This window comes from Saccharopolyspora shandongensis (assembly GCF_900106995.1).
GTDB lineage: Bacteria > Actinomycetota > Actinomycetes > Mycobacteriales > Pseudonocardiaceae > Saccharopolyspora > Saccharopolyspora shandongensis.
The window spans coordinates 111245-129059 of record NZ_FNOK01000003.1 but is presented as its reverse complement, the minus strand read 5'-3'; the positions used below and the strand labels follow the sequence as shown (position 1 = coordinate 129059).

Sequence of the window (17815 nt, the reverse complement as noted above, 5' to 3'; positions counted from 1 at the left end):
CAGTGAAACAGATCCCGCGATAGAGCGGCACTGCTCTCAAACTGCGGGAAGGTTGCGGCGCGGTTTCGCGCTTCGTGTGCCGAAGGCCACTTTCGGGGCCGATTGATCTTGTCGATCGGGTGATCGCGGAGTTCAGGTGCCGGCGCGGCGCGGTGTCCTTTGTGGATCCGGCGGGGCGGGCGCCGGGTGGTGTGGCGGGCGGCATGCGGCGGCTCGGCCTGATCGTTTTCGTTCTGGACCAGCGGAAACGATCGACGCCTTGATCGTTTCGAGTGGGCTGCCCGGCAGGCTCGGCCGAATCGGCGATTTCCGGATCGACCGTTATCGAATGGTCATCTTCATGAACCACTCAGAGTTACTGGCCAAGTGGCGTCGGTGCTGATTTTTACCGCCGATCGGGTCAACGCTTGCGTCTATCGATGACCCTCAGCTACGTTCGCGGCTCGTACGTCACGGTTCGGTCACAGGAGATGCCTCACCCCCGAAGAGGCGGCCACCCCGCAATCCCCCGGCGGGGCAGCGACCGGATCCCCCGAGACGGAAGGTGAAGATGAGCAAGCACCGCAAGGAGGGCGGCCATACCCCGACGGCCACCCTCCCGGTTCGCAGCAAGGTCGTCGCGACCATCGTCGCCGGAGGCGCCTTCGCCGCCGTGGGGCAGCCGATGGTCGCCAACGCCGCTTCCGAGCTCGACCGACCCGTGCCGCGGCTCACCGGTTCGAAGAACCTGAGCCTCGCCGTCACCGGGACCACCCGGAGCCCCGCCGCGGTCCGGCTGCTCGCCGCCGAGTCCCGGATCGACTCGGCCGAGGAGATCGAGAAGATCGACAAGAGCGAGGCGATCGAGCAGGAGCGCGAGGCCGCCCGCGCGGAGGCGGAGCGGGCCGAGCAGGCCGAGCGGGCCGCCGCCGAGGCCGCCAAGCGCGCGGAGGAGGAGCGGAAGCGGAAGGCGCGCAGCTTCGTCAAGCCCGCCGAAGGCACCTTCACCTCCGGCTTCGGCGCCCGCTGGGGCACCAGCCACCGGGGCGTCGACATCGCCAACAGCATCGGCACCCCGATCCGCTCGGTGGCCGCGGGCAAGGTCATCGAGGCCGGCCCGGCCAGCGGCTTCGGCCTGTGGATCCGGGTGCAGCACGACGACGGCACGATCACCGTCTACGGGCACATCAACACCATCGACGTCAGCGTCGGCGAGCGGGTCGATGCCGGTGACAAGATCGCCACGATGGGCAACCGCGGCCAGTCCACCGGCCCGCACCTGCACTTCGAGGTCCACGTAAACGGCACCAAGATCAACCCGCTGCCCTGGCTGGAAGAACGCGGCATCTCCCTGTAGTGCCCCCGAGCAGCCGCCCGGGACCCGAATCCCCCGACGGGTCCCGGGCGGCTTCCTATTTCCGGGTCGGCTACTGCTCGGCGGCGGTTTCGGCCGGTCGGTCTTCCTCCAGGCGTTGGCGGAGGAAGCCGAGCGTTCGCGCCAGCAGGCGGGAGACGTGCATCTGCGAGATGCCGATCTGCTCGGCGATCTGCGTCTGGGTCATGCCGCGGAAGAAGCGCATCACCAGGATGCGGCGCTCGCGGTCCGGCAGGTCCTGCAGGAGCGGCCGGACCATCTCGCGGTTCTCCACCTCGGCCAGTTCGGCGTCGTCGGAGCCGATGGCGTCGCCGAGCGGGATCTCGTCGGTGTCGGTCAGCAGTTCGTCGAGCGAGGCGCTGCGGTAGGCGTTGCCCGCCTCCAGACCGCGGTAGACGTCGTCGGTGCCGATCCCGAGGTGCTTCGCGAGCTCGCTCGGCGTCGGCGCGCGGCCCAGTTCCTGCGACAGCCGGGCGATCGCCGCCGACACCGACAGGTGCAGCTCCTGCAGCCGGCGCGGCATCCGCACCGCCCAGCCGGTGTCCCGGAAGTGCCTGCGCACCTCGCCCATGATCGTCGGCACCGCGTAGGACAGGAAGTCCACGCCTCGCTCCGGGTCGAAGCGGTCCACCGCGTTGATCAGCCCCAGCGTGGCCACCTGGGTGAGGTCCTCCTGCGACTCGCCGCGGTGGCTGAAGCGGCGGGCGATGTGCTCGGCCACCGGCAGGTGCTCGGTCACCAGCGTTTCGCGGAGCGCGCCGCGGCGCGGATCCTCCTTGCCCAGCTTCGCGAGCTCGCGGAACAGCGGCGCCAGCCGGTCGTAGCGCTCGTTGCGCGAATGCGCCGTCGGCTTGGAGTCCGCTCGTTTCACACGTGGGCCGTCCGTCCCTTGGTCAACTCGATCCGCACCAGGTGGCTGCCGTTGGCAGCCGGATCCGACTCGACCGAGGTTGACACAACGTCGGCCAACGCGCTCAGCACGCGCCAGCTGAAGGTGTCCTTGCGGGGCCCGAACGCATCGTCGCTGATGACCTCGGCGGTGACCGACAGCCGGTCGCCGGCGATGCGGAACCGGCAGACGAGCGTCGCGGCCGGGGCGGCCAGCCGGACCAGCGACGAGCACGCTTCATCGACGGCCAACCGCAGGTCGGCGATGGTGTCGACGTCGTAGTCGGCGCGCATCGCGAGATCGCCGACGACGGCCCGCATGACCGCCAGCTGGGCGGGTTCGGCTGCGATGCGGACCTCGACCAGGTTCGTCGCGGCTGTCTCCGGCTCGACGTGCGCGAGCTCGCGTTCCACGCTCATCCCGGGCCACCTCGTCTCGGTCGGTGCGGGGCACACCTCACTCACAGTCACCTGGTACCCGAGGCCCGGACCGAACAAACGGACGGCCCGCCGGTTACACCAGGGTGGTCCAGTAGTCCCAGAACCGCTGCAGGATCAGGGCCACGATGACCAGATACCACACCACGAGCACCACGCTGTGGACCTGGCGCAGCGCCGCGCCGACGGATTTGCCGCCGCCGAAGTTGCCCGCCTCGAGGTTGTGCAGCGTCGTGTACCAGAACAGCGGGATGGTGACGACCCACACGACCATGCAGTACGGGCACAGCGCGCCGATCTCGTAGAGGCTCTGCACCACCAGCCAGTGGATGAAACCGACCGCCAGCGTGGTGCCGAGCTGCATGCCCAGCCAGAACCAGCGCGGCGGCCGGAACCCGGCCAGCACCGCGACCCCGGCGGTGACCACCACCGGGAACGACGCCACCCCGATCAGCGGGTTCGGGAAGCCGAGCACCGCCGCCTGGGCGCTCTCCATCACCGAACCGCACGAGATGATCGGGTTGATGCTGCAGGTCGGCACGTAGCCGGGGTTGGCCAGCTTCTGCAGCTTCTCCAGGATCAGCGCGAACGATCCGGCGAAGCCGATGACGCCGCCCACGACGTACAGCCAGCCCAGGCCGCGCGGCGCGCCGGCCGGGTGCGATCGCTCGGCGGCGGCCGGCTCGACGGCGTGGGCGTCGGTCACTTCGTGAGCTCCTTCTCGACCTCGCCGCGGAAGGCGTCGTTGAGCTGCTGGAAGGTCTGGACGTTGCCCGCGTCGAACTCCTTGCCGTTGATGAAGATCGTCGGCGTGCCCTGCACTCCGGCCTTCTCGCCGTCGGCGACGTCGGCGTCGATCTTGGCGTTCACCTGCGGCGAGTTCATGTCCTGGCGGAACTTGTCCACGTCGAGGCCGAGCTGCTGGGCGTACTGGTCGAACAGCCCGCGCGCCTTGGCCTCGTCGGTGCTGACGTTCTGGCCGTCGGGCGCCAGCGCCCACGCCTCGTAGTTGTCGTAGAGGGCGTGGTACATCTCCTTGTACTTGCCCTGCACCGCCGCGGCCTCGGAGGCCTGCGCGGCCGGCCTCGCCAGCGGGTGCATGTCGAGCGGGAAGTTGCGGGTGATGAAGGTGATCTTGCCCGCGTAGTCCTTCTCGACCTGCTTGGTCAGCCCCGAGTAGTACGAGTGGCAGCCCGGGCACTGGTAGTCGAGGAACTCGACCACGGTGACCTTGTCGTCCGGCGCGGAGGTCAGCACGTGGCTGTCGGGCTTGCGCAGGATCTCGGCCGCCACCGCGGGACCGCTGGACGCGTTGTTCTCCGAACCGCTGCGGTTGAACAGCAGCACGCCCCCGATCACCACGATGGCGACGACAACCACCACGATGGTGAGGATGACGTTCGTGGACAGCCCGCTCTTCTCGGTCACGGGATTCTTGTTCTTCGACATCGCGTGCTTTCACCTTCGGCGGTCGGGCCCGCTGGTATTGCGGGTGAGGACGGCTCATCCAGTTTCTCGCATTAACCCGATTGGGAACTCTCGCGGGGTCCAAATCACAGGTCGTTCACAGCTGGCTCTCAGCTGAACCGGTTTGCACCGCCGAATTCGGCGGGTATTCCGCAAAGGATGAACGACCCGTTGCGCCTTCTGGACGATGCCGAAAGCGGTCTGCTGAGGTCCTGGCCCGGCGGGACCTGGCACGAGCCGGCCCTGGCGACGCTGACCCACCACCGGTTCTCCGGCCCGGACTGGATCTTCGAGCGCAAGCTCGACGGGGCGCGGGTGATCGCCGGATGCGACGGCGACCGCCCGGTGCTGTGGTCGCGCAACCACAAGCGCGTCGACGCCTCCTACCCGGAGATCATCGACGCGCTCGCCGCGCAGGGCGCCGACCGGTTCGTGCTGGACGGCGAGATGGTCGCCTTCGAGGGCGACCGGACGAGCTTCGCGCGGCTGCAGAAGCGCCTCAACCTCACCGATCCGCGGGCGGCCCGCCGCACCGGCGTCGCGGTCCACTACTACGTGTTCGACCTGATCGCCTTCGGCGGCGTCGACCTGACGAGGCTGTCGCTGCGCTCCCGGAAGCGCCTGCTGCGCGAGTGCTTCGACTTCGCCGACCCGCTGCGGTTCAGCGCGCACCGCGCGGGCGACGGCGAGGCGTTCTTCCGCGAAGCGTGCCGCCGCGGCTGGGAGGGCCTGATCGCCAAGCGTGCCGACCGGCCCTACCACGGCGGGCGCAGCCGCGACTGGCTGAAGTTCAAGTGCGTCGCCGACCAGGAATTCGTCATCGGCGGCTACACCGACCCCAAGGGATCCCGGTTCGGCTTCGGAGCGTTGCTGGTCGGCTACTACCAGGAATCGCGGCTGCGCTACGCGGGCAAGGTCGGCACCGGCTACGACGAGCGCACGCTGCGGGACCTGCGCGGCAGGCTCGACGAGCTGGCCCGCGAGCGCTCGCCGTTCGCCGACCCGGTGACCGAGCCCGGCGCGCACTGGGTGGCGCCGGAGCTGGTCGCGCAGGTCGGGTTCACCGAGTGGACCGGTGACGGGAAGCTGCGGCACCCGCGCTTTTCGGGGCTGCGCAACGACAAGCGCCCGCGGGACGTGGTCCGGGAGACCTAGTGGTCCACGACGATCGCGGCCTCGTTCGCCGCCGGTTGTACCGGTGTATCCGATTGAGCGGGGCTCCACGTTGCGAGCAGAACGGTCGTCACGACCATCATCACCGTTCCGACAACCGACACGAAGGTGCGGCTGTTGCTCTGCATGGCTGGTGCCCCCGGATTCTCGCGTAGGAACAGAAAAGGCGATTGCGGCGAACGCCACATCGGGCGTCTCACCTGGGGTGTCGCCACGAGGGGGAACAACGTTAGCGACCGTCGCCATGTTCCAGGTGTGATGCGGAACTCCCTGGCGGGGGTGGGTTTTCGGGAGTCTCGGACCACAAGCCGAGTTGCTGCAGGTGATGGATCAGTAACTGTCCGGTATGGGTGATGTGCTGGTGCATCGCGGCGCGCGCGGCCGTTGGGTCCCGGTGGCGCAGCGCGGTGAGCAGGTTCTGGTGGTCGGCCACCGCGATCTCCCGCCAGCCCGGCACGTCGGCGGTGGCGTTGCGCGGCGTGTAGCGCACCGCGATGCCGAGGAACCAGGACAGCTTCGGTGACTCGGCGGCCCGGCAGATCACGGTGTGGAAGCGGGCCACCGGCTCGCCCATGTCGAGCAGTGCGAACTGGCTCGCCATCTGGATTTCCTCAAGCAGGGCACCGAGTTCGGCGAGCCGCTCGGTGTCGATCTGGCGCGCCGCGCGGGCCGCGAGCTCGCCGGCGATGGTGGCCTGCAGCCGGTGCGCGTCCTCGAAGTCCTGCCGGCTCAGCGGCGCCACCGTGAACCCGCGGCGCGGTTCGAGGTCGACGAAGCCCTCCCCGCGCAGGGCCAGCAGCGCCTCCCGGACCGGCGTGACGCTGACGCCGAGCTGCTCGGCGAGTCGCTCCAGGTGCAGGTGATCGCCCTGCCGCAGCCGGCCCGTCATGATCCCTTCCCGCAGCCGGCCGGCCAGCTCGTCGGGAAGCCGGGGGGAGCGTGCGCGCATCGCAGCCTCGATCACCGCTCGGCCGCCCCAGATCCGCCGGTTGTGTCGCCTGTCACGTGCAACTTGATACCACCTGTTGTGCGTAGTTGATTCAGGTAATGGACGTTCCCCGCCTGCAGGATCTGCTCGACCTGGCCGAGCCGGACACCGACCGGTTCCTGGGCCGCACCCAGCCGATGCCGAAGCTCCGCCTGTTCGGCGGGCTGCTGCTCGCCCAGTCGATCGCCGCGGCGGGGCGCACGGTCGCCGGCGACCGGCCGGTGCACTCGATGCACGCGCTGTTCGTCCGGCCCGCGGACCCGACGGACCTCGTCGAGTACACAGTGGACAGAATTCGGGACGGCGGGGCCACCTCGGCGCGGCGGGTGATCGCCCGCCAGGGCGGGGTGGAGGTGTTCACCGCGCTGGTCTCCTTCCAGCGCGGCCGTGACGGCGTGCGGCACCAGGCGGAGTTCCCGCGGACCACCGAGCCCGAGGAGCTGCTGCCGCTGCACGAGCGCTTCGCCGACTCCGACGTGCCGGTGCCGGACTGGTGGCGCAAGCCGCGCGCGATCGAGCTCCGCCACGTCGACGACCCGCCGTACCCGCCGCCGGTCGAGCCGAGCGACGCCTCCCGGCACCTGGTGTGGATGCGCGCCCCGGAGAAGCTGCCGGACGATCCGTTGCTGCACGCCTGCGCGCTGGCCTACGCCTCGGACATGACCTTGCTGGAGCCGGTGTTCCTGCTGCACGGCGTCGACCGGCACGCCAAGGGGCTGCAGCTGGCCAGTCTGGATCACGCGATGTGGTTCCACGAAGACCTCCGCGCCGACGAGTGGCTGCTCTACGACCAGGACTGCCCGGTTGCGGCGGGCGGTCGGGTACTTGGACGCGGCAACGTCTTCGACCGTTCCGGCCGCCACGTGGCGACGGTCGCGCAGGAGGGACTGCTGCGAATCGAGCGATGAACAAAAGGTGTTCCAGGCTCGTTTTGCGTGGCGGTGCGGGTGGCGGAACCTCAGGCGTCTTCTCGCTGTGGGATCCCCGACATCATGAATGGCCAATTCACCACGTCGGGGCTGTCCTCGCGAGAAGACGCCTGAGAACCCGCGGCGGTGCCGGTTGTGGGGGTGGGCTAAGCGGCTGCGCCGCTTCAAAGAAGAACAGCGGGTGGCCGGTATCGTTCCTGGGTGTGGTAGCTGATCCTGCCGACTCCGCCGCCGAAGTCACCCACGCGCTGGCCCGGGCCCGCCTGGCCGACGTGCCCGCTCTCACCGAGCGGTTGATGGCCGCGATCTTCACCGACAACCCGGAGTGGACCGACTACAGCCCCGTTCCCAAGGAGGACCTCTGGGAGGGCTGCCGGCAGTACCTCGAACGCATCCTGCAGATCCTCAGCGGCGAGGTGCCCGGGCCGGACGGCGACGACGTGGCGGCCGCGATCGGCCGCCGCCGCGCCGAACAGGGCGTGCCGCTGGAGGTGATGCTGCGGACGTTCCGGCTGGGCGGCCGGATCGCCTGGGAGGCGCTGGTCGACCAGGCGCACCAGGACGGCGCCGACCCCGACTCGGTGCTGGGCGTCGCGACGTCGATCTGGACGGTCATCGACGGGCTGTCCTCGACGCTGTCGACGTCCTACCGCAACACCGAGCTCGAGCGGCTGCGCCGCGACGACCAGCGGCGCCACGCCATGGTCGAGGACCTGCTCGCGGGTCGCGCGCGCGACATCGCCTTCGCGCAGCGCACCGCGAAGGAGCTCGACCTGCCCACCGGCGGGCGGTACCTGGTGATCGTCGCCGACCTGACCAGCGACGGCGGCTTCGCGCTGCGCGGGCACCAGGACGCCTTGAGCGCCCTGCACTTCCGCTCCGTGTGGCAGGTGCGCGCCGATTCGCTGGTGGGCCTGGTGGCGCTGGAGCAGCGGAGCAAGGACCTCGCGCTGGACGCGCTGCGACCGCTGGCGCGCGGCCGGGTCGCGGTGTCGCCGCCGGTGCGCGGTCTCGCGGAGGTGGGGCTCGCCCACCAGCTCGCGCTCACCACGCTGGGCACCTCGTCGTACGGCGCCGCGGAGCTGGTGACCCTGGAGGAGCGGTATCCGGAGGCGCTGCTGGTGCAGTCGCCGGACCTGGCGCAGCGGATGCTGGAGTCCCAGCTCGGTCCGATCCTGGAGCTGCCGGTCAAGGAACGCGACATGCTGCTGGACACCCTGGCGGCGTGGCTGGAGGAGAACTGCTCGACGGCCAACGCGGCGGTCCGCCTCCACTGCCACCGCAACACGGTCCTCAACCGCCTGCACCGCATCACGTCGCTGATCGGCCAACCCCTCTACGGCCGCTCGGCGTACGTGTCGCTGTCGCTGGCGCTGTCCGCGCTGCGCCTCCGCGACGGCCTCCGGGACTAGGCGGCCGGTAGGGACTTCGGGGGTAGCCAGGGGTCGATCGGGACGCAGCCCTCGGCGTGGCCGTTGTCGTCCAGGAGCCTGCCCATCAGCTTGACCTGCCGGAGCGCCACCGCTCGGTCGACCAGCTGCAGTTGGGGGAGGCGCTCGCCGAGCAGCGCTTCCAGGCGGCCCAAGTCCGCCACCGATTTCAGCCACACCGTGAACAGCAGGTTCTGCGGGCCCGTGACGGATGCGCACAGCCGGAGCTCGGGCAGCGCCCGCAGGCCTTGCACCACCTTGTCCAGCTGTCCCGGCGGCACGCTCGCCCACAGGCTCGCCGAGACCGGCCAGTCGGTCAGGTCGCGCGCGATCTCGCAGCGCAGCGACAGGCCGCCGTTGTGCGTCATCCCGGCCAGCCGCCGGCGCACGCTGGGCGGGTTCAGACCGGTCTCCTGGGCGAGCTCGACCGCGGTCACCCGGCCGTTCCGGGACAGCGCGGTGATCAGCCTGCGGTCGCGTTCTTCGAGGTCGGTCGCGGGCGGCAGGTCCGTCGCGGTCGGGTGGGTCAGTCGGCGCTGCTGGGATGGCGTCAGCGCGCGGAGCCGCCAGCTGGATCCCTCGGTGAAGACCTTGGTGCCCAGCGCGGCGCGGGTGCGCATGACGCCCGGCAGCGGTGAGATGCGGTCGGACAGCAGTTCGGAGAGCGCGCCGAGATCCCGGATCATCACGGTGATCAGCAGGTCCCGGCCGCCCGCCATGTGCTCGACGGTGATCACCTGCGGGTAGGTCGCGAGCTCGCGGCCGACCGCCACCTGCTGCCCGGACTGCACGTCGATCTCGATGAAGGCCATGCAGATCGAGCCGGCCAGCCGCATCCCGGGGTAGCAGGTCGTCCAGGCGAGACCCGCCGCGTGCAGCCGTTCCCAGCGCCGCCCGACGGTGGCCGAATCCACGCCGAGCACGCCACCGATCTCGGTCCAGGTGGCGCGCGGCGAGATCTGCAGCGCGTGCAGGATCGAGCGGTCCAGCTCGTCGAGTGAAGTTTCGTGCATCCGGACCTGCCCTTCGAGCTTTTCCATGCATTCTCGCGCGGGTTTCTATCGACTTTTGCCGCCGGGTCGCACGCTGCTCCGAATGAAAGCACCTCGGAGGTGAACGTGACGCAGGTGGACGACACCCTGGCAACGCGACCAGGGAGATCAGCGGTCTCGGTGAAGGGGCGCCGGGAGCTGCTCGCCGGGACGGTGGGCGGCGTCGTCGAGTCTTTCGACTGGACGATCTACGCGGTGCTGGCGCCGTACTTCGCGTCGCAGATGTTCGCCGGGAACAACGAGCTGACCAAGCTGCTGGCCGCCTACGCGGGCTTCGCGGTGAGCTTCGTGGTCCGGCCCTTCGGCAGCTACCTGCTGGGGCGGCTCGCCGACGCGCGAGGCCGCCGGTTCGCGCTGATGGTCAGCATGATCGCCATTTGCCTCGGCAGCCTGCTGATCGCGCTGCTGCCCACTGCGGCGTCGATCGGGGTCGCGGCTCCGGCGCTGCTGGTGCTGCTGCGGGCGCTGCAGGGCGTCGCGATGGGCGGGGAAGCGCCCAGCGTGGCCGCGTACATCAGCGAGACGGCACCGTCGAACCGCAAGTTCTTGTTCAGCGCACTGTCCTACAGCGGCGTGATCATCGGCAACGTCCTGTGCTTCGCCGTCGTGGGCGTGCTGCTGCTCGTGATGGGCAAGCCCGGCGTCGTGGACGGCGGCTGGCGGATCGGGTTCGTCATCGCGGCGGTGTTCGGTGTGCTGGCGTTCTGGGTGCGCAGCATCGCGGCGGAGAGCGGCGAGTTCGAGAGCGGCAAGCGCGAAGTGCAGCGGCCGAAGCTGGCCGGGCACATGCGGAACATGATCGCGGTGTTCCTGATGACCACCGGGGTGACGGTCGGCTACTACCTGGGCACGACCTACATGCCGGAATACGCGGCGCAGGTCGGTGCGGCGCCGGCCGCGAGCTCGAACCTGAGCATGATCCCCAGCCTGCTGCTGCTGATCGCCGCGATGGCGGTGTTCGGGATCCTGGCGGACCGCTTCGGCGGCATGCGGGTGTTCCGGATCGGGTTGGTGCTGCTGGCGTTGTGCACGGTGCCGCTGATGACGGCGCTCGCGCAGGGCTGGTTGCCGGTGTGGGCGGTGACGACCCTCTACCTGGTGCTCGGTGTCGCGCCGACCATCGCGCTGGCCAACGTGCTGTCCGCGCGCGGATTCCCGGTCGAGGTGCGGGTGGTGTGCATGGGTGTGCCGTCCACCCTCTCGATCGCGTTGTTCGGCGGCACCTTCCCGCTGCTGGCGCAAGGCCTCGGCGCGGCCGGGTACCTCGCCGCGGTGCCCTGGGTGGCCGCCACCGTCGCCGCCATCGCGCTGGTGGGCACCGCGCTGTTCAAACAGGACTGAATTCGGAGAAGGATTGCCATGACTTCCTTGTCGACCTTGCTAGACGATGCCCGTGCGCTGCACCCGGATCTGGTGCAGATCCGCCACGACCTGCACCAGATTCCGGAGCTGGGGTTGCAGCTGCCGCGCACCCAGGAGCGTGTTCTGTCCGAATTGGATGGTCTTGGGCTGGAGGTGTCCACCGGGGAATCGGTCAGCTCCGTCACGGCAGTGCTGCGCGGGGCCCGGCCCGGCCCGACGGTGCTGCTGCGCGGGGACATGGACGCGTTGCCCGTCGCGGAGGAGACCGGGCTGGACTTCGCCGCCGGCGACGGGCGGATGCACGCCTGCGGGCACGACCTGCACACCACGATGCTGCTGGGTGCGGCGAAACTGCTGGCCCCGCGCCGGGATCAGCTCGCAGGCGATGTGGTGTTCATGTTCCAGCCCGGGGAAGAGGGCTACGACGGCGCGGCGCGGATGATCGAGGAGGGGCTGCTCGAGGCCAGCGGCCGCAAGCCCGACGCGGCCTACGCCCTGCACGTGATGTCGTCGTGGATCAAGCGCGGGGTGTTCACGACTCGCGGCGGGCCGATGCTCTCGGCGTCGAACCGGTTGCGGGTGACCGTCCGCGGGCGCGGCGGCCACGGTTCGGCGCCGTTCCGGGCGGTGGACCCGGTGCCGGTGGCGTGCGAAATGGTCACCGCGCTCCAGTCGTTCGTCACCCGCCGGTTCGACATCTTCGACCCGGTCGTGCTGACGGTGGGCATGATCCACGGCGGCACCCAGGAGAACGTCATCCCCGACGAGGTCACCTTCGCCGCGACGGTCCGGTCGTTCTCGCCGGAGGCCCAGGCGGTGGTCAAGGACGGCTCGATCCGGGTGTGCGAGGGCATCGCGGCCGCGCACGGAGCCGAGCTGGACGCGGAGTTCGTCGAGTTGTACCCGGTGACGGTCAACGACGTGGCCGAGACGTCGTTCGTGACCGACACCTTGCGCGAGTTGCACGGCGAGGAGCGCTTCGCCCCGGCGCCCAACCCGGTCGCCGGTTCCGAGGACTTCTCCCGAGTCCTCGACGAGGTGCCGGGCGCGATGATCGCCCTCGGCGCCTGCCCGGCCGACCTCGATGTGGCGAACGCGCCGAACAACCACTCGCCCCGCGCCCAATTCGACGACGCGGTCCTCGGCGACGGAGCCGTCGCATACGCGGCGCTGGCGGTGCAACGCCAGCAGTCGGGCGGCTGACCCGCAGGGGCGGTGCCGATTCGGTGCCGCCCCTACCGGCGGGGATCCGGCAGCTGCTTCGGCGGGGACCACGGGTTGATCGGGACGCAGCCGGACTCGTGGCCGTCCTCGTCGAGCAGCCTGCCCATCAGCTTCACCATGCGCAGCGTCACCGCCCGGTCCACGAGGTGGAGTTGGGGCAGGCGGTCGGCCAGCAGCGCTTCCAGGCGCGCCAAGTCGGCCACGGATTTCAGCCACAGCGTGAACAGCAGGTTGTGCGGGCCCGTGACCGACGAGCACATCCGCAGTTCGGGCAGGGCGCCCATGCCCTGCACGACCTTGTCGAGCTCGCCGGGCGGGACGCTGGCCCAGAGGGTGGCGGCGATCGGCCATTCCGTGAGGTTGCGGGCGACCTCGCACCGCAGCACGGCGTCTCCGTGGTGCGTAAGGCCGGCGATGCGGCGGCGGACGTTCGGCGCGCTCAGCCCGGTCTCCCGGGCCAGCTCGACCGCAGGTGCCCGGGCGTCCCGGGACAGGGCGGTGATCAGCCGGTGGTCGTGCTCGTCGAGGTTGGCGCGCGGCTGGTCGGCGGCCGGTCGGGCCAGCTGCCGCTGCTGGGCGGTGGTGAGGCTGCGCAGTCGCCACCGGGAGCCTTCGGTGAACACCCGGGTACCCAGCGCGGCGCGGGTGCGTGCGACCCCGGGCAGTGCCGAGATTCGTTCGGACACCAGCTCCGACAGCGCGCCGAGATCCTGGATCAGCACCATGACCAGCAGGTCCCGGCCGCCCGCCAGGTGTTCGACGGTGGCCACCTGCGGGTAGGTCGCCAGCGTCCGGGCCACCTCCATCGCCCGACCGGACTGCACGTCGACCTCGACGTAAGCCGTGAAGATCGCGTCGATCAGCCGGACCCCCGGGTAGCAGGTCGTCCAGGCCTGGCCGGTGCTGCGCAGCCGATCCCAGCGCCGCGCCGCGGTGACCGCGTCCACGTCGAGCACGCGGCCCACCTCGGTCCACGAGGCGCGGGGCGAGATCTGCAGCGCGTGCAGGATCGAGCGGTCCAGCTCGTCCAGCGTTCGCTCCTTTTCCTGCATCGCCCTCCAGCCCTCGCGCTTTTTCCTGCATTCTCGCGCAGGTTCCTTTCCGGTAGCTACACCGGCTCGCACTCTGCTCCGCACGAACACACCTCGGAGGTGAGTGGTGGCGCAGGTGGATGAGGCCCTGGCAGCGCGGCCAGGGCGAGCGGCGGTTTCGCCGAAGGGACGTCGCGAGCTGATCGCCGGGACGGTCGGCGGGATCGTCGAATCGTTCGACTGGACGATCTACGCGATTCTGGCGCCGTTTTTCGCATCGCAGATGTTCGCCGGGAACGACGAGCTGACCAAGCTGCTCTCGGCGTACGCGGGATTCGCGGTGGGCTTCGTGGTCCGGCCGTTCGGCAGTTACCTGCTCGGCCGGATCGCCGACGCGCGGGGCCGGCGGTTCGCATTGATCGTCAGCATGGCCACGATCTGCCTCGGCAGCCTGCTGATCGCGGCGCTGCCCACCGCGGCGACGATCGGGGTCGCGGCTCCGGTGCTTCTGGTGCTGCTGCGCGCCTTGCAGGGGATCGCGATGGGCGGGGAGAACCCGAGCGTCGCGGCCTACATCACCGAGACCGCGCCGCCGCGCCGCAAGTTCTTCTACAGCGGCCTGTCCTACACCGGGGCGTTCATCGGCAACATCCTCTGCTTTGCGGTGGTCGGCGCGCTGGTGCTCTTCCAGGGCACGCAGGGGGTCTCCAACGGCGGCTGGCGGATCGCATTCGTCGTGGCGGCGCTCTTCGGGCTCGTGGCGTTCTGGGTGCGACGCATCGCCGCCGAGAGCGAGGAGTTCGAGGCCGGTAGGGCAACCTCGGCGCCGCGGCCGAAGCTGCTGGAGCACGCCCGGAACATGCTCGCGGTGTTCCTGATGACCACCGGCACGACGGTCGGCGTCTACTTCGGCACCGTCTACCTGCCGGAGTACGCCGCGCAGGTCGGAGTCGTCCATTCCGCCGCGTCCGACCTGGCGATGATCCCAAGCCTGCTCGCGTTGATCGCCGCGATGGTGGTTTCCGGGCTGCTGGCCGATCGCTTCGGCGGCATGGCGGTGTTCCGCATCGGGGCCCTGCTGCTGGCGTTGAGCACGGTGCCGCTGATGACCGCGCTCGCTCAGGGCTGGTTGCCGATGTGGGCGGTGGCGACCTGCTACCTGGTGCTCGGCGTCGCGCCGACGACGGCCGTGGCGAACGTGCTCTACAGCGAGGTCTTCCCGGTGGCGGTGCGGGTCGTGGCGATGGGCGTGCCGTTCACCCTCGCGGTGGCGCTGTTCGGCGGCACCTTCCCGCTGCTGGCGGAGGGGCTCGCGGCGCTCGGGCACCTGACCGCGGTTCCGTGGTTCGCCGCCGGTACCGCTGTCATCACGCTGTTGGGCACCGCGGTGCTCAGACGCGGCTGATCTCCCGCTGCCGCAAGCGGAAACGAGTCGTGCGCACATCCTGATGAGAACGGACTCCCATGATCGCTCTGCCGACGTTGTTGGACGACGCCCGCGCCCTGCAGCCGGACCTGGTGCGGATCCGCCATGATCTGCACCGGGTTCCGGAGCTGGGGCTGCGGCTGCCGCGCACCCAGGAACGCGTGTTGTCCGAATTGGACGGACTGGGGCTGGACGTGTCGACGGGGACCGGGCTCGGCTCGGTCACCGCGGTCCTGCGCGGATCGCGACCGGGCTCGACGGTGCTGCTGCGCGGGGACATGGACGCGTTGCCGGTGGTCGAGGAGACCGGGCTGGATTTCGCCGCGGACAACGGCCGGATGCACGCCTGCGGTCATGATCTGCACACGACGATGCTGCTGGGTGCGGCGAAGCTGCTCACGCCGCGCCGGGATCAGCTCGCCGGGGACGTGGTGTTCATGTTCCAGCCGGGGGAGGAGGGCTACGACGGCGCGGCGCGGATGCTCGACGAGGGCCTCCTGTCCGCTTCCGGGCGCAAGCCCGACGCGGCCTACGCGCTGCACGTGATCTCCGGCCTGCGCGGGGGTCTCTTCACCACCCGCGGCGGGCCGATGCTCTCGGCGTCCAGCCGGCTGGAGGTGACCGTCCGGGGCAGTGGTGGGCACGGTTCGGCGCCGTTCCGGGCGGTGGACCCGGTGCCGGTGGCGTGCGAGATGGTCCTGGCGCTGCAGGCCTTCGTGACCCGCCGGTTCGACATCTTCGACCCGGTGGTGCTGACGGTCGGCACGATCCACGGCGGCACCCAGGAGAACGTCATCCCGGACGAGGTCGTCTTCGCCGCGACGGTCCGGTCCTTCTCCCGGCACGCCCAGGCGGTGGTCAAGGACGGCGCGGTCCAGGTCTGCGCGGGCATCGCCGCAGCGCACGGTGCGGAGGTCCGGGCGGAATTCGCCGAGCAGTACCCGGTGACGGTCAACGACGAGGCGGAGGCGGAGTTCGTCGCGCACGCCCTGCGGGAGCTGCACGGCGAGAACCGCTTCGCCCCGGCTCCCCAACCGCTCAGCGCTTCGGAGGACTTCTCCCGGGTGCTCGACGAGATCCCCGGAGCGATGATCTCCCTGGGCGCCTGCCCGGAAGACCTCGCCCCGGAGAAGGCGCCGAACAACCACTCGCCGCGAGCCCGGTTCGACGACGCGGTGCTCGGCGACGGCGCGGCCGCGTACGCCGGGTTGGCGGTCCGGAGGATGTGCACGTTCACGCGGTCAGGCGCTTGACTGTGCAAGCGTGACATTCGGTCAAAGCGCGTATTTCTGGCTGCCGGCGGCGGCGTCGACTTCGAGTCGGCGCCGCCGCTTGCCTTTTCGTGCCTAGGTGTGTCTCGCGTCACGTGATCGACGTCTCGAGTACTGTCGGTGATGATCGCGTTACATGTTGTGTGTGTCACGCGGAGGAATGTGCGCTTTGCACATTCGTTGTCCGAGAAGTCTGGGCGAGCGGGCATAGCGCGGGAGTGGTCGTGCTCACGACACTCACAGTGAGAATTGCCCGCTCGATCCGGGCTTTCCGTAACCGGCGCGTGCAGTCAAAGGAGCACAGCGAAGTGCAGGAGTTCGACCTTCTCGTGGTGGGCGGCGGCCCCGGCGGATACGTCGCCGCGATCCGGGCCGCGCAGCGCGGCCTCGCGGTCGCCGTGGTGGAAAAGGAACGGCCCGGCGGGGTCTGCCTGAACTGGGGCTGCATCCCCACCAAGGCGATGCTGCGCTCGGCCGAGGTGTACGAAACCGTGCTGCACGCGGCCGATTTCGGGGTGAACGTCGAGAACGTCACCGTCGACTACGACGCGATCACGCGTCGCAAGAGCGCCGTCGTCAAGGGCCTCACCGACGGCGTCGCCGGCCTGCTCAAGACCAATGGCGTCACCGTGATCAACGGCCACGCCCGGTTCACCGGCCCGACCACCGTGGACGTCTACGCCACCGGTGAGTCGCCGCTGGGCGCCGACGGCCCGCGCTACGCCGCCGAACCGGCCGGCGCGCAGCCCATCGAGCAGGTCAAGGCCCGCGACGTCATCATCGCCACCGGCTCGGTCCCCGTGCAGCTGCCGCTGCCCGGCGCGGACCTGCCCGGCGTGATCACCTCCGACGGCGCCTTCGGGCTCACCGAGGTGCCGAAGCGCATCGCGATCATCGGCGGCAGCGCGGTCGGCGCCGAGTGGGCGACCCTGTTCGCCACCCTCGGCAGCGAGGTCAGCATCATCGAGATGCAGAAGACCCTGGTGCCCGCCGAGGACGTCGAGGTCGGCAAGGCGCTGGGCCGCTCGTTCACCAAGCGCGGCATCAAGGTGCTCACCGAGGCGACCGTGTCCCGCGTCGACCAGGCCGCCGACGGCCTGAAGGTCACCGTGGACGGCGCCAAGCCGCAGCAGATCGACGCGGACGTGGTGCTGGTCGGCGTCGGCCGCAAGCCCAACACCGCCAACCTGGACCTGGCGAAGACCGGCGTCGCCACCACCGAGCGCGGCTTCATCACCGTCGACGACAAGCTGCGCACCAACGTCGAGCACGTCTACGCGATCGGCGACGTGACCGGCAAGGCGCTGCTCGCGCACGTCGCGTCGCACCAGGGCGTGGTCGCCGCCGAGACGATCGCCGGGCACCACGCCGCGATCGACTACAACGTCATCCCGGCCGCCACCTTCACCCACCCGGAGATCGCCAGCGTCGGGCTCACCGAGGCCAAGGCGATCGAGGCCGGCCACGAGGTGGTCGCCGCCAAGTTCCCGTTCGCCGCGCTCGGTCGCGCGCAGAGCTACGGCGACACCGAGGGCTTCATGAAGATCGTCGCCGGCAAGAAGTACGGCGAGGTGCTGGGCGTGCACATCATCGGGCACTCCGCCAGCGACCTGATCACCGAGGGCGCCCTCGCCATGGCCCTGGAGGCCACCCTCGACGAACTCGCCGAGACCATCCACGCGCACCCGACCCTGGGCGAGATCGGCATGGAGGCGGCGATGTCCGCCCTCGGCCTGCCGGTCCACGTCGCGCCGCCGAAGAAGCGCTGAGCGAACGAGAAGG

Annotated in this window: 16 protein-coding genes; 9 read left to right on the top strand and 7 right to left on the bottom strand. The window is 70.1% G+C overall.

The genetic code is table 11. From position 1 onward, the window contains the following. Positions 1-550 precede the first annotated feature (550 nt). Positions 551-1336, top strand: coding sequence for a M23 family metallopeptidase (locus BLW84_RS03935; protein WP_093261370.1), 786 nt, complete (start codon positions 551-553; stop codon positions 1334-1336). A gap of 70 nt (positions 1337-1406) precedes the next feature. On the opposite strand, the gene BLW84_RS03930 is transcribed toward BLW84_RS03935, so the two are convergent. The 4 genes from BLW84_RS03930 to BLW84_RS03915 all read right to left on the bottom strand — a co-directional run bounded on the left by BLW84_RS03930 (position 1407) and on the right by BLW84_RS03915 (position 4129). Beyond that, positions 1407-2225, bottom strand: coding sequence for a SigB/SigF/SigG family RNA polymerase sigma factor (locus BLW84_RS03930; RefSeq protein ID WP_093261368.1), 819 nt, complete (start codon positions 2223-2225; stop codon positions 1407-1409). Continuing rightward, complete coding sequence (locus BLW84_RS03925) at positions 2222-2662, bottom strand: ATP-binding protein (RefSeq protein ID WP_093261366.1); 441 nt, start codon at positions 2660-2662, stop codon at positions 2222-2224. The genes BLW84_RS03930 and BLW84_RS03925 overlap by 4 nt, the downstream gene beginning before the upstream one ends. Before the next feature lie 94 nt (positions 2663-2756). Next, positions 2757-3386 carry a vitamin K epoxide reductase family protein gene (locus tag BLW84_RS03920; RefSeq protein WP_093261364.1) on the bottom strand — a complete coding sequence of 210 codons (630 nt, stop codon included), beginning with the start codon at positions 3384-3386 and terminating at the stop codon, positions 2757-2759. Beyond that, on the bottom strand, positions 3383-4129 hold the full coding sequence (locus BLW84_RS03915) for a DsbA family protein (protein WP_093261362.1): 747 nt from the start codon (positions 4127-4129) through the stop codon (positions 3383-3385). Before BLW84_RS03915 ends, BLW84_RS03920 begins: the two co-directional genes overlap by 4 nt. 177 nt (positions 4130-4306) lie before the next feature. Here BLW84_RS03915 and ligD point away from each other — a divergent pair, with 177 nt between their 5' ends. Then, complete coding sequence (ligD, locus tag BLW84_RS03910) at positions 4307-5302, top strand: non-homologous end-joining DNA ligase (protein WP_093261359.1); 996 nt, start codon at positions 4307-4309, stop codon at positions 5300-5302. A 247-nt stretch (positions 5303-5549) separates the two neighbouring features. On the opposite strand, the gene BLW84_RS03905 is transcribed toward ligD, so the two are convergent. Next, positions 5550-6269 carry a GntR family transcriptional regulator gene (locus BLW84_RS03905; protein WP_245760917.1) on the bottom strand — a complete coding sequence of 240 codons (720 nt, stop codon included), beginning with the start codon at positions 6267-6269 and terminating at the stop codon, positions 5550-5552. A 98-nt stretch (positions 6270-6367) separates the two neighbouring features. Between BLW84_RS03905 and BLW84_RS03900 the strand changes: the two genes are divergently transcribed. Both BLW84_RS03900 and BLW84_RS03895 read left to right on the top strand, forming a co-directional pair. After that, positions 6368-7216: an acyl-CoA thioesterase gene (locus BLW84_RS03900; protein ID WP_093261354.1), complete on the top strand. Its 849-nt coding sequence runs from the start codon at positions 6368-6370 to the stop codon at positions 7214-7216. 224 nt (positions 7217-7440) lie between these two features. Beyond that, on the top strand, positions 7441-8649 hold the full coding sequence (locus BLW84_RS03895; RefSeq protein ID WP_093261352.1) for a PucR family transcriptional regulator: 1209 nt from the start codon (positions 7441-7443) through the stop codon (positions 8647-8649). On the opposite strand, the gene BLW84_RS03890 is transcribed toward BLW84_RS03895, so the two are convergent. Continuing rightward, positions 8646-9680, bottom strand: a complete 1035-nt coding sequence (locus BLW84_RS03890; RefSeq protein ID WP_177226267.1) for an Lrp/AsnC family transcriptional regulator — start codon at positions 9678-9680, stop codon at positions 8646-8648. The two genes, BLW84_RS03895 and BLW84_RS03890, sit on opposite strands and share 4 nt — an antisense overlap. A gap of 105 nt (positions 9681-9785) precedes the next feature. Between BLW84_RS03890 and BLW84_RS03885 the strand changes: the two genes are divergently transcribed. Both BLW84_RS03885 and BLW84_RS03880 read left to right on the top strand, forming a co-directional pair. Then, positions 9786-11060, top strand: a complete 1275-nt coding sequence (locus tag BLW84_RS03885; protein ID WP_245760916.1) for an MFS transporter — start codon at positions 9786-9788, stop codon at positions 11058-11060. A gap of 18 nt (positions 11061-11078) precedes the next feature. Continuing rightward, entirely contained in the window at positions 11079-12284 is a 1206-nt protein-coding gene (locus BLW84_RS03880) for a M20 metallopeptidase family protein (protein WP_093261347.1), read from the top strand. Between the two features lie 32 nt (positions 12285-12316). Here the strand turns inward: BLW84_RS03880 and BLW84_RS03875 are convergent, their stop codons facing one another. Further along, positions 12317-13357 (bottom strand): Lrp/AsnC family transcriptional regulator, encoded by a 1041-nt coding sequence (locus BLW84_RS03875; RefSeq protein ID WP_093261344.1) that lies wholly within the window; start codon positions 13355-13357, stop codon positions 12317-12319. A gap of 106 nt (positions 13358-13463) precedes the next feature. Between BLW84_RS03875 and BLW84_RS03870 the strand changes: the two genes are divergently transcribed. The 3 genes from BLW84_RS03870 (at position 13464) to lpdA (ending at position 17802) form a co-directional block, all read left to right on the top strand. Continuing rightward, on the top strand, positions 13464-14741 hold the full coding sequence (locus tag BLW84_RS03870) for an MFS transporter (RefSeq protein WP_245760915.1): 1278 nt from the start codon (positions 13464-13466) through the stop codon (positions 14739-14741). Between the two features lie 59 nt (positions 14742-14800). Next, on the top strand, positions 14801-16015 hold the full coding sequence (locus BLW84_RS03865; RefSeq protein WP_093261342.1) for a M20 metallopeptidase family protein: 1215 nt from the start codon (positions 14801-14803) through the stop codon (positions 16013-16015). 326 nt (positions 16016-16341) lie between these two features. Continuing rightward, positions 16342-17802, top strand: a complete 1461-nt coding sequence (gene lpdA / locus BLW84_RS03860) for a dihydrolipoyl dehydrogenase (protein WP_093261339.1) — start codon at positions 16342-16344, stop codon at positions 17800-17802. The last annotated feature ends 13 nt before the right edge of the window (positions 17803-17815 follow it).

Coding starts and splice junctions, on each gene's coding strand:
- BLW84_RS03865 (WP_093261342.1), top strand. CDS start 14,801: ATGATCGCTCTGCCGACGTTGTTGGACGACGCCCGCGCCCTGCAGCCG.
- BLW84_RS03905 (WP_245760917.1), bottom strand. CDS start 6,269: ATGCGCGCACGCTCCCCCCGGCTTCCCGACGAGCTGGCCGGCCGGCTG.
- BLW84_RS03915 (WP_093261362.1), bottom strand. CDS start 4,129: ATGTCGAAGAACAAGAATCCCGTGACCGAGAAGAGCGGGCTGTCCACG.
- BLW84_RS03900 (WP_093261354.1), top strand. CDS start 6,368: ATGGACGTTCCCCGCCTGCAGGATCTGCTCGACCTGGCCGAGCCGGAC.
- BLW84_RS03925 (WP_093261366.1), bottom strand. CDS start 2,662: ATGAGCGTGGAACGCGAGCTCGCGCACGTCGAGCCGGAGACAGCCGCG.
- BLW84_RS03875 (WP_093261344.1), bottom strand. CDS start 13,357: ATGCAGGAAAAGGAGCGAACGCTGGACGAGCTGGACCGCTCGATCCTG.
- ligD (WP_093261359.1), top strand. CDS start 4,307: ATGAACGACCCGTTGCGCCTTCTGGACGATGCCGAAAGCGGTCTGCTG.
- BLW84_RS03935 (WP_093261370.1), top strand. CDS start 551: ATGAGCAAGCACCGCAAGGAGGGCGGCCATACCCCGACGGCCACCCTC.
- BLW84_RS03880 (WP_093261347.1), top strand. CDS start 11,079: ATGACTTCCTTGTCGACCTTGCTAGACGATGCCCGTGCGCTGCACCCG.
- BLW84_RS03890 (WP_177226267.1), bottom strand. CDS start 9,680: ATGCACGAAACTTCACTCGACGAGCTGGACCGCTCGATCCTGCACGCG.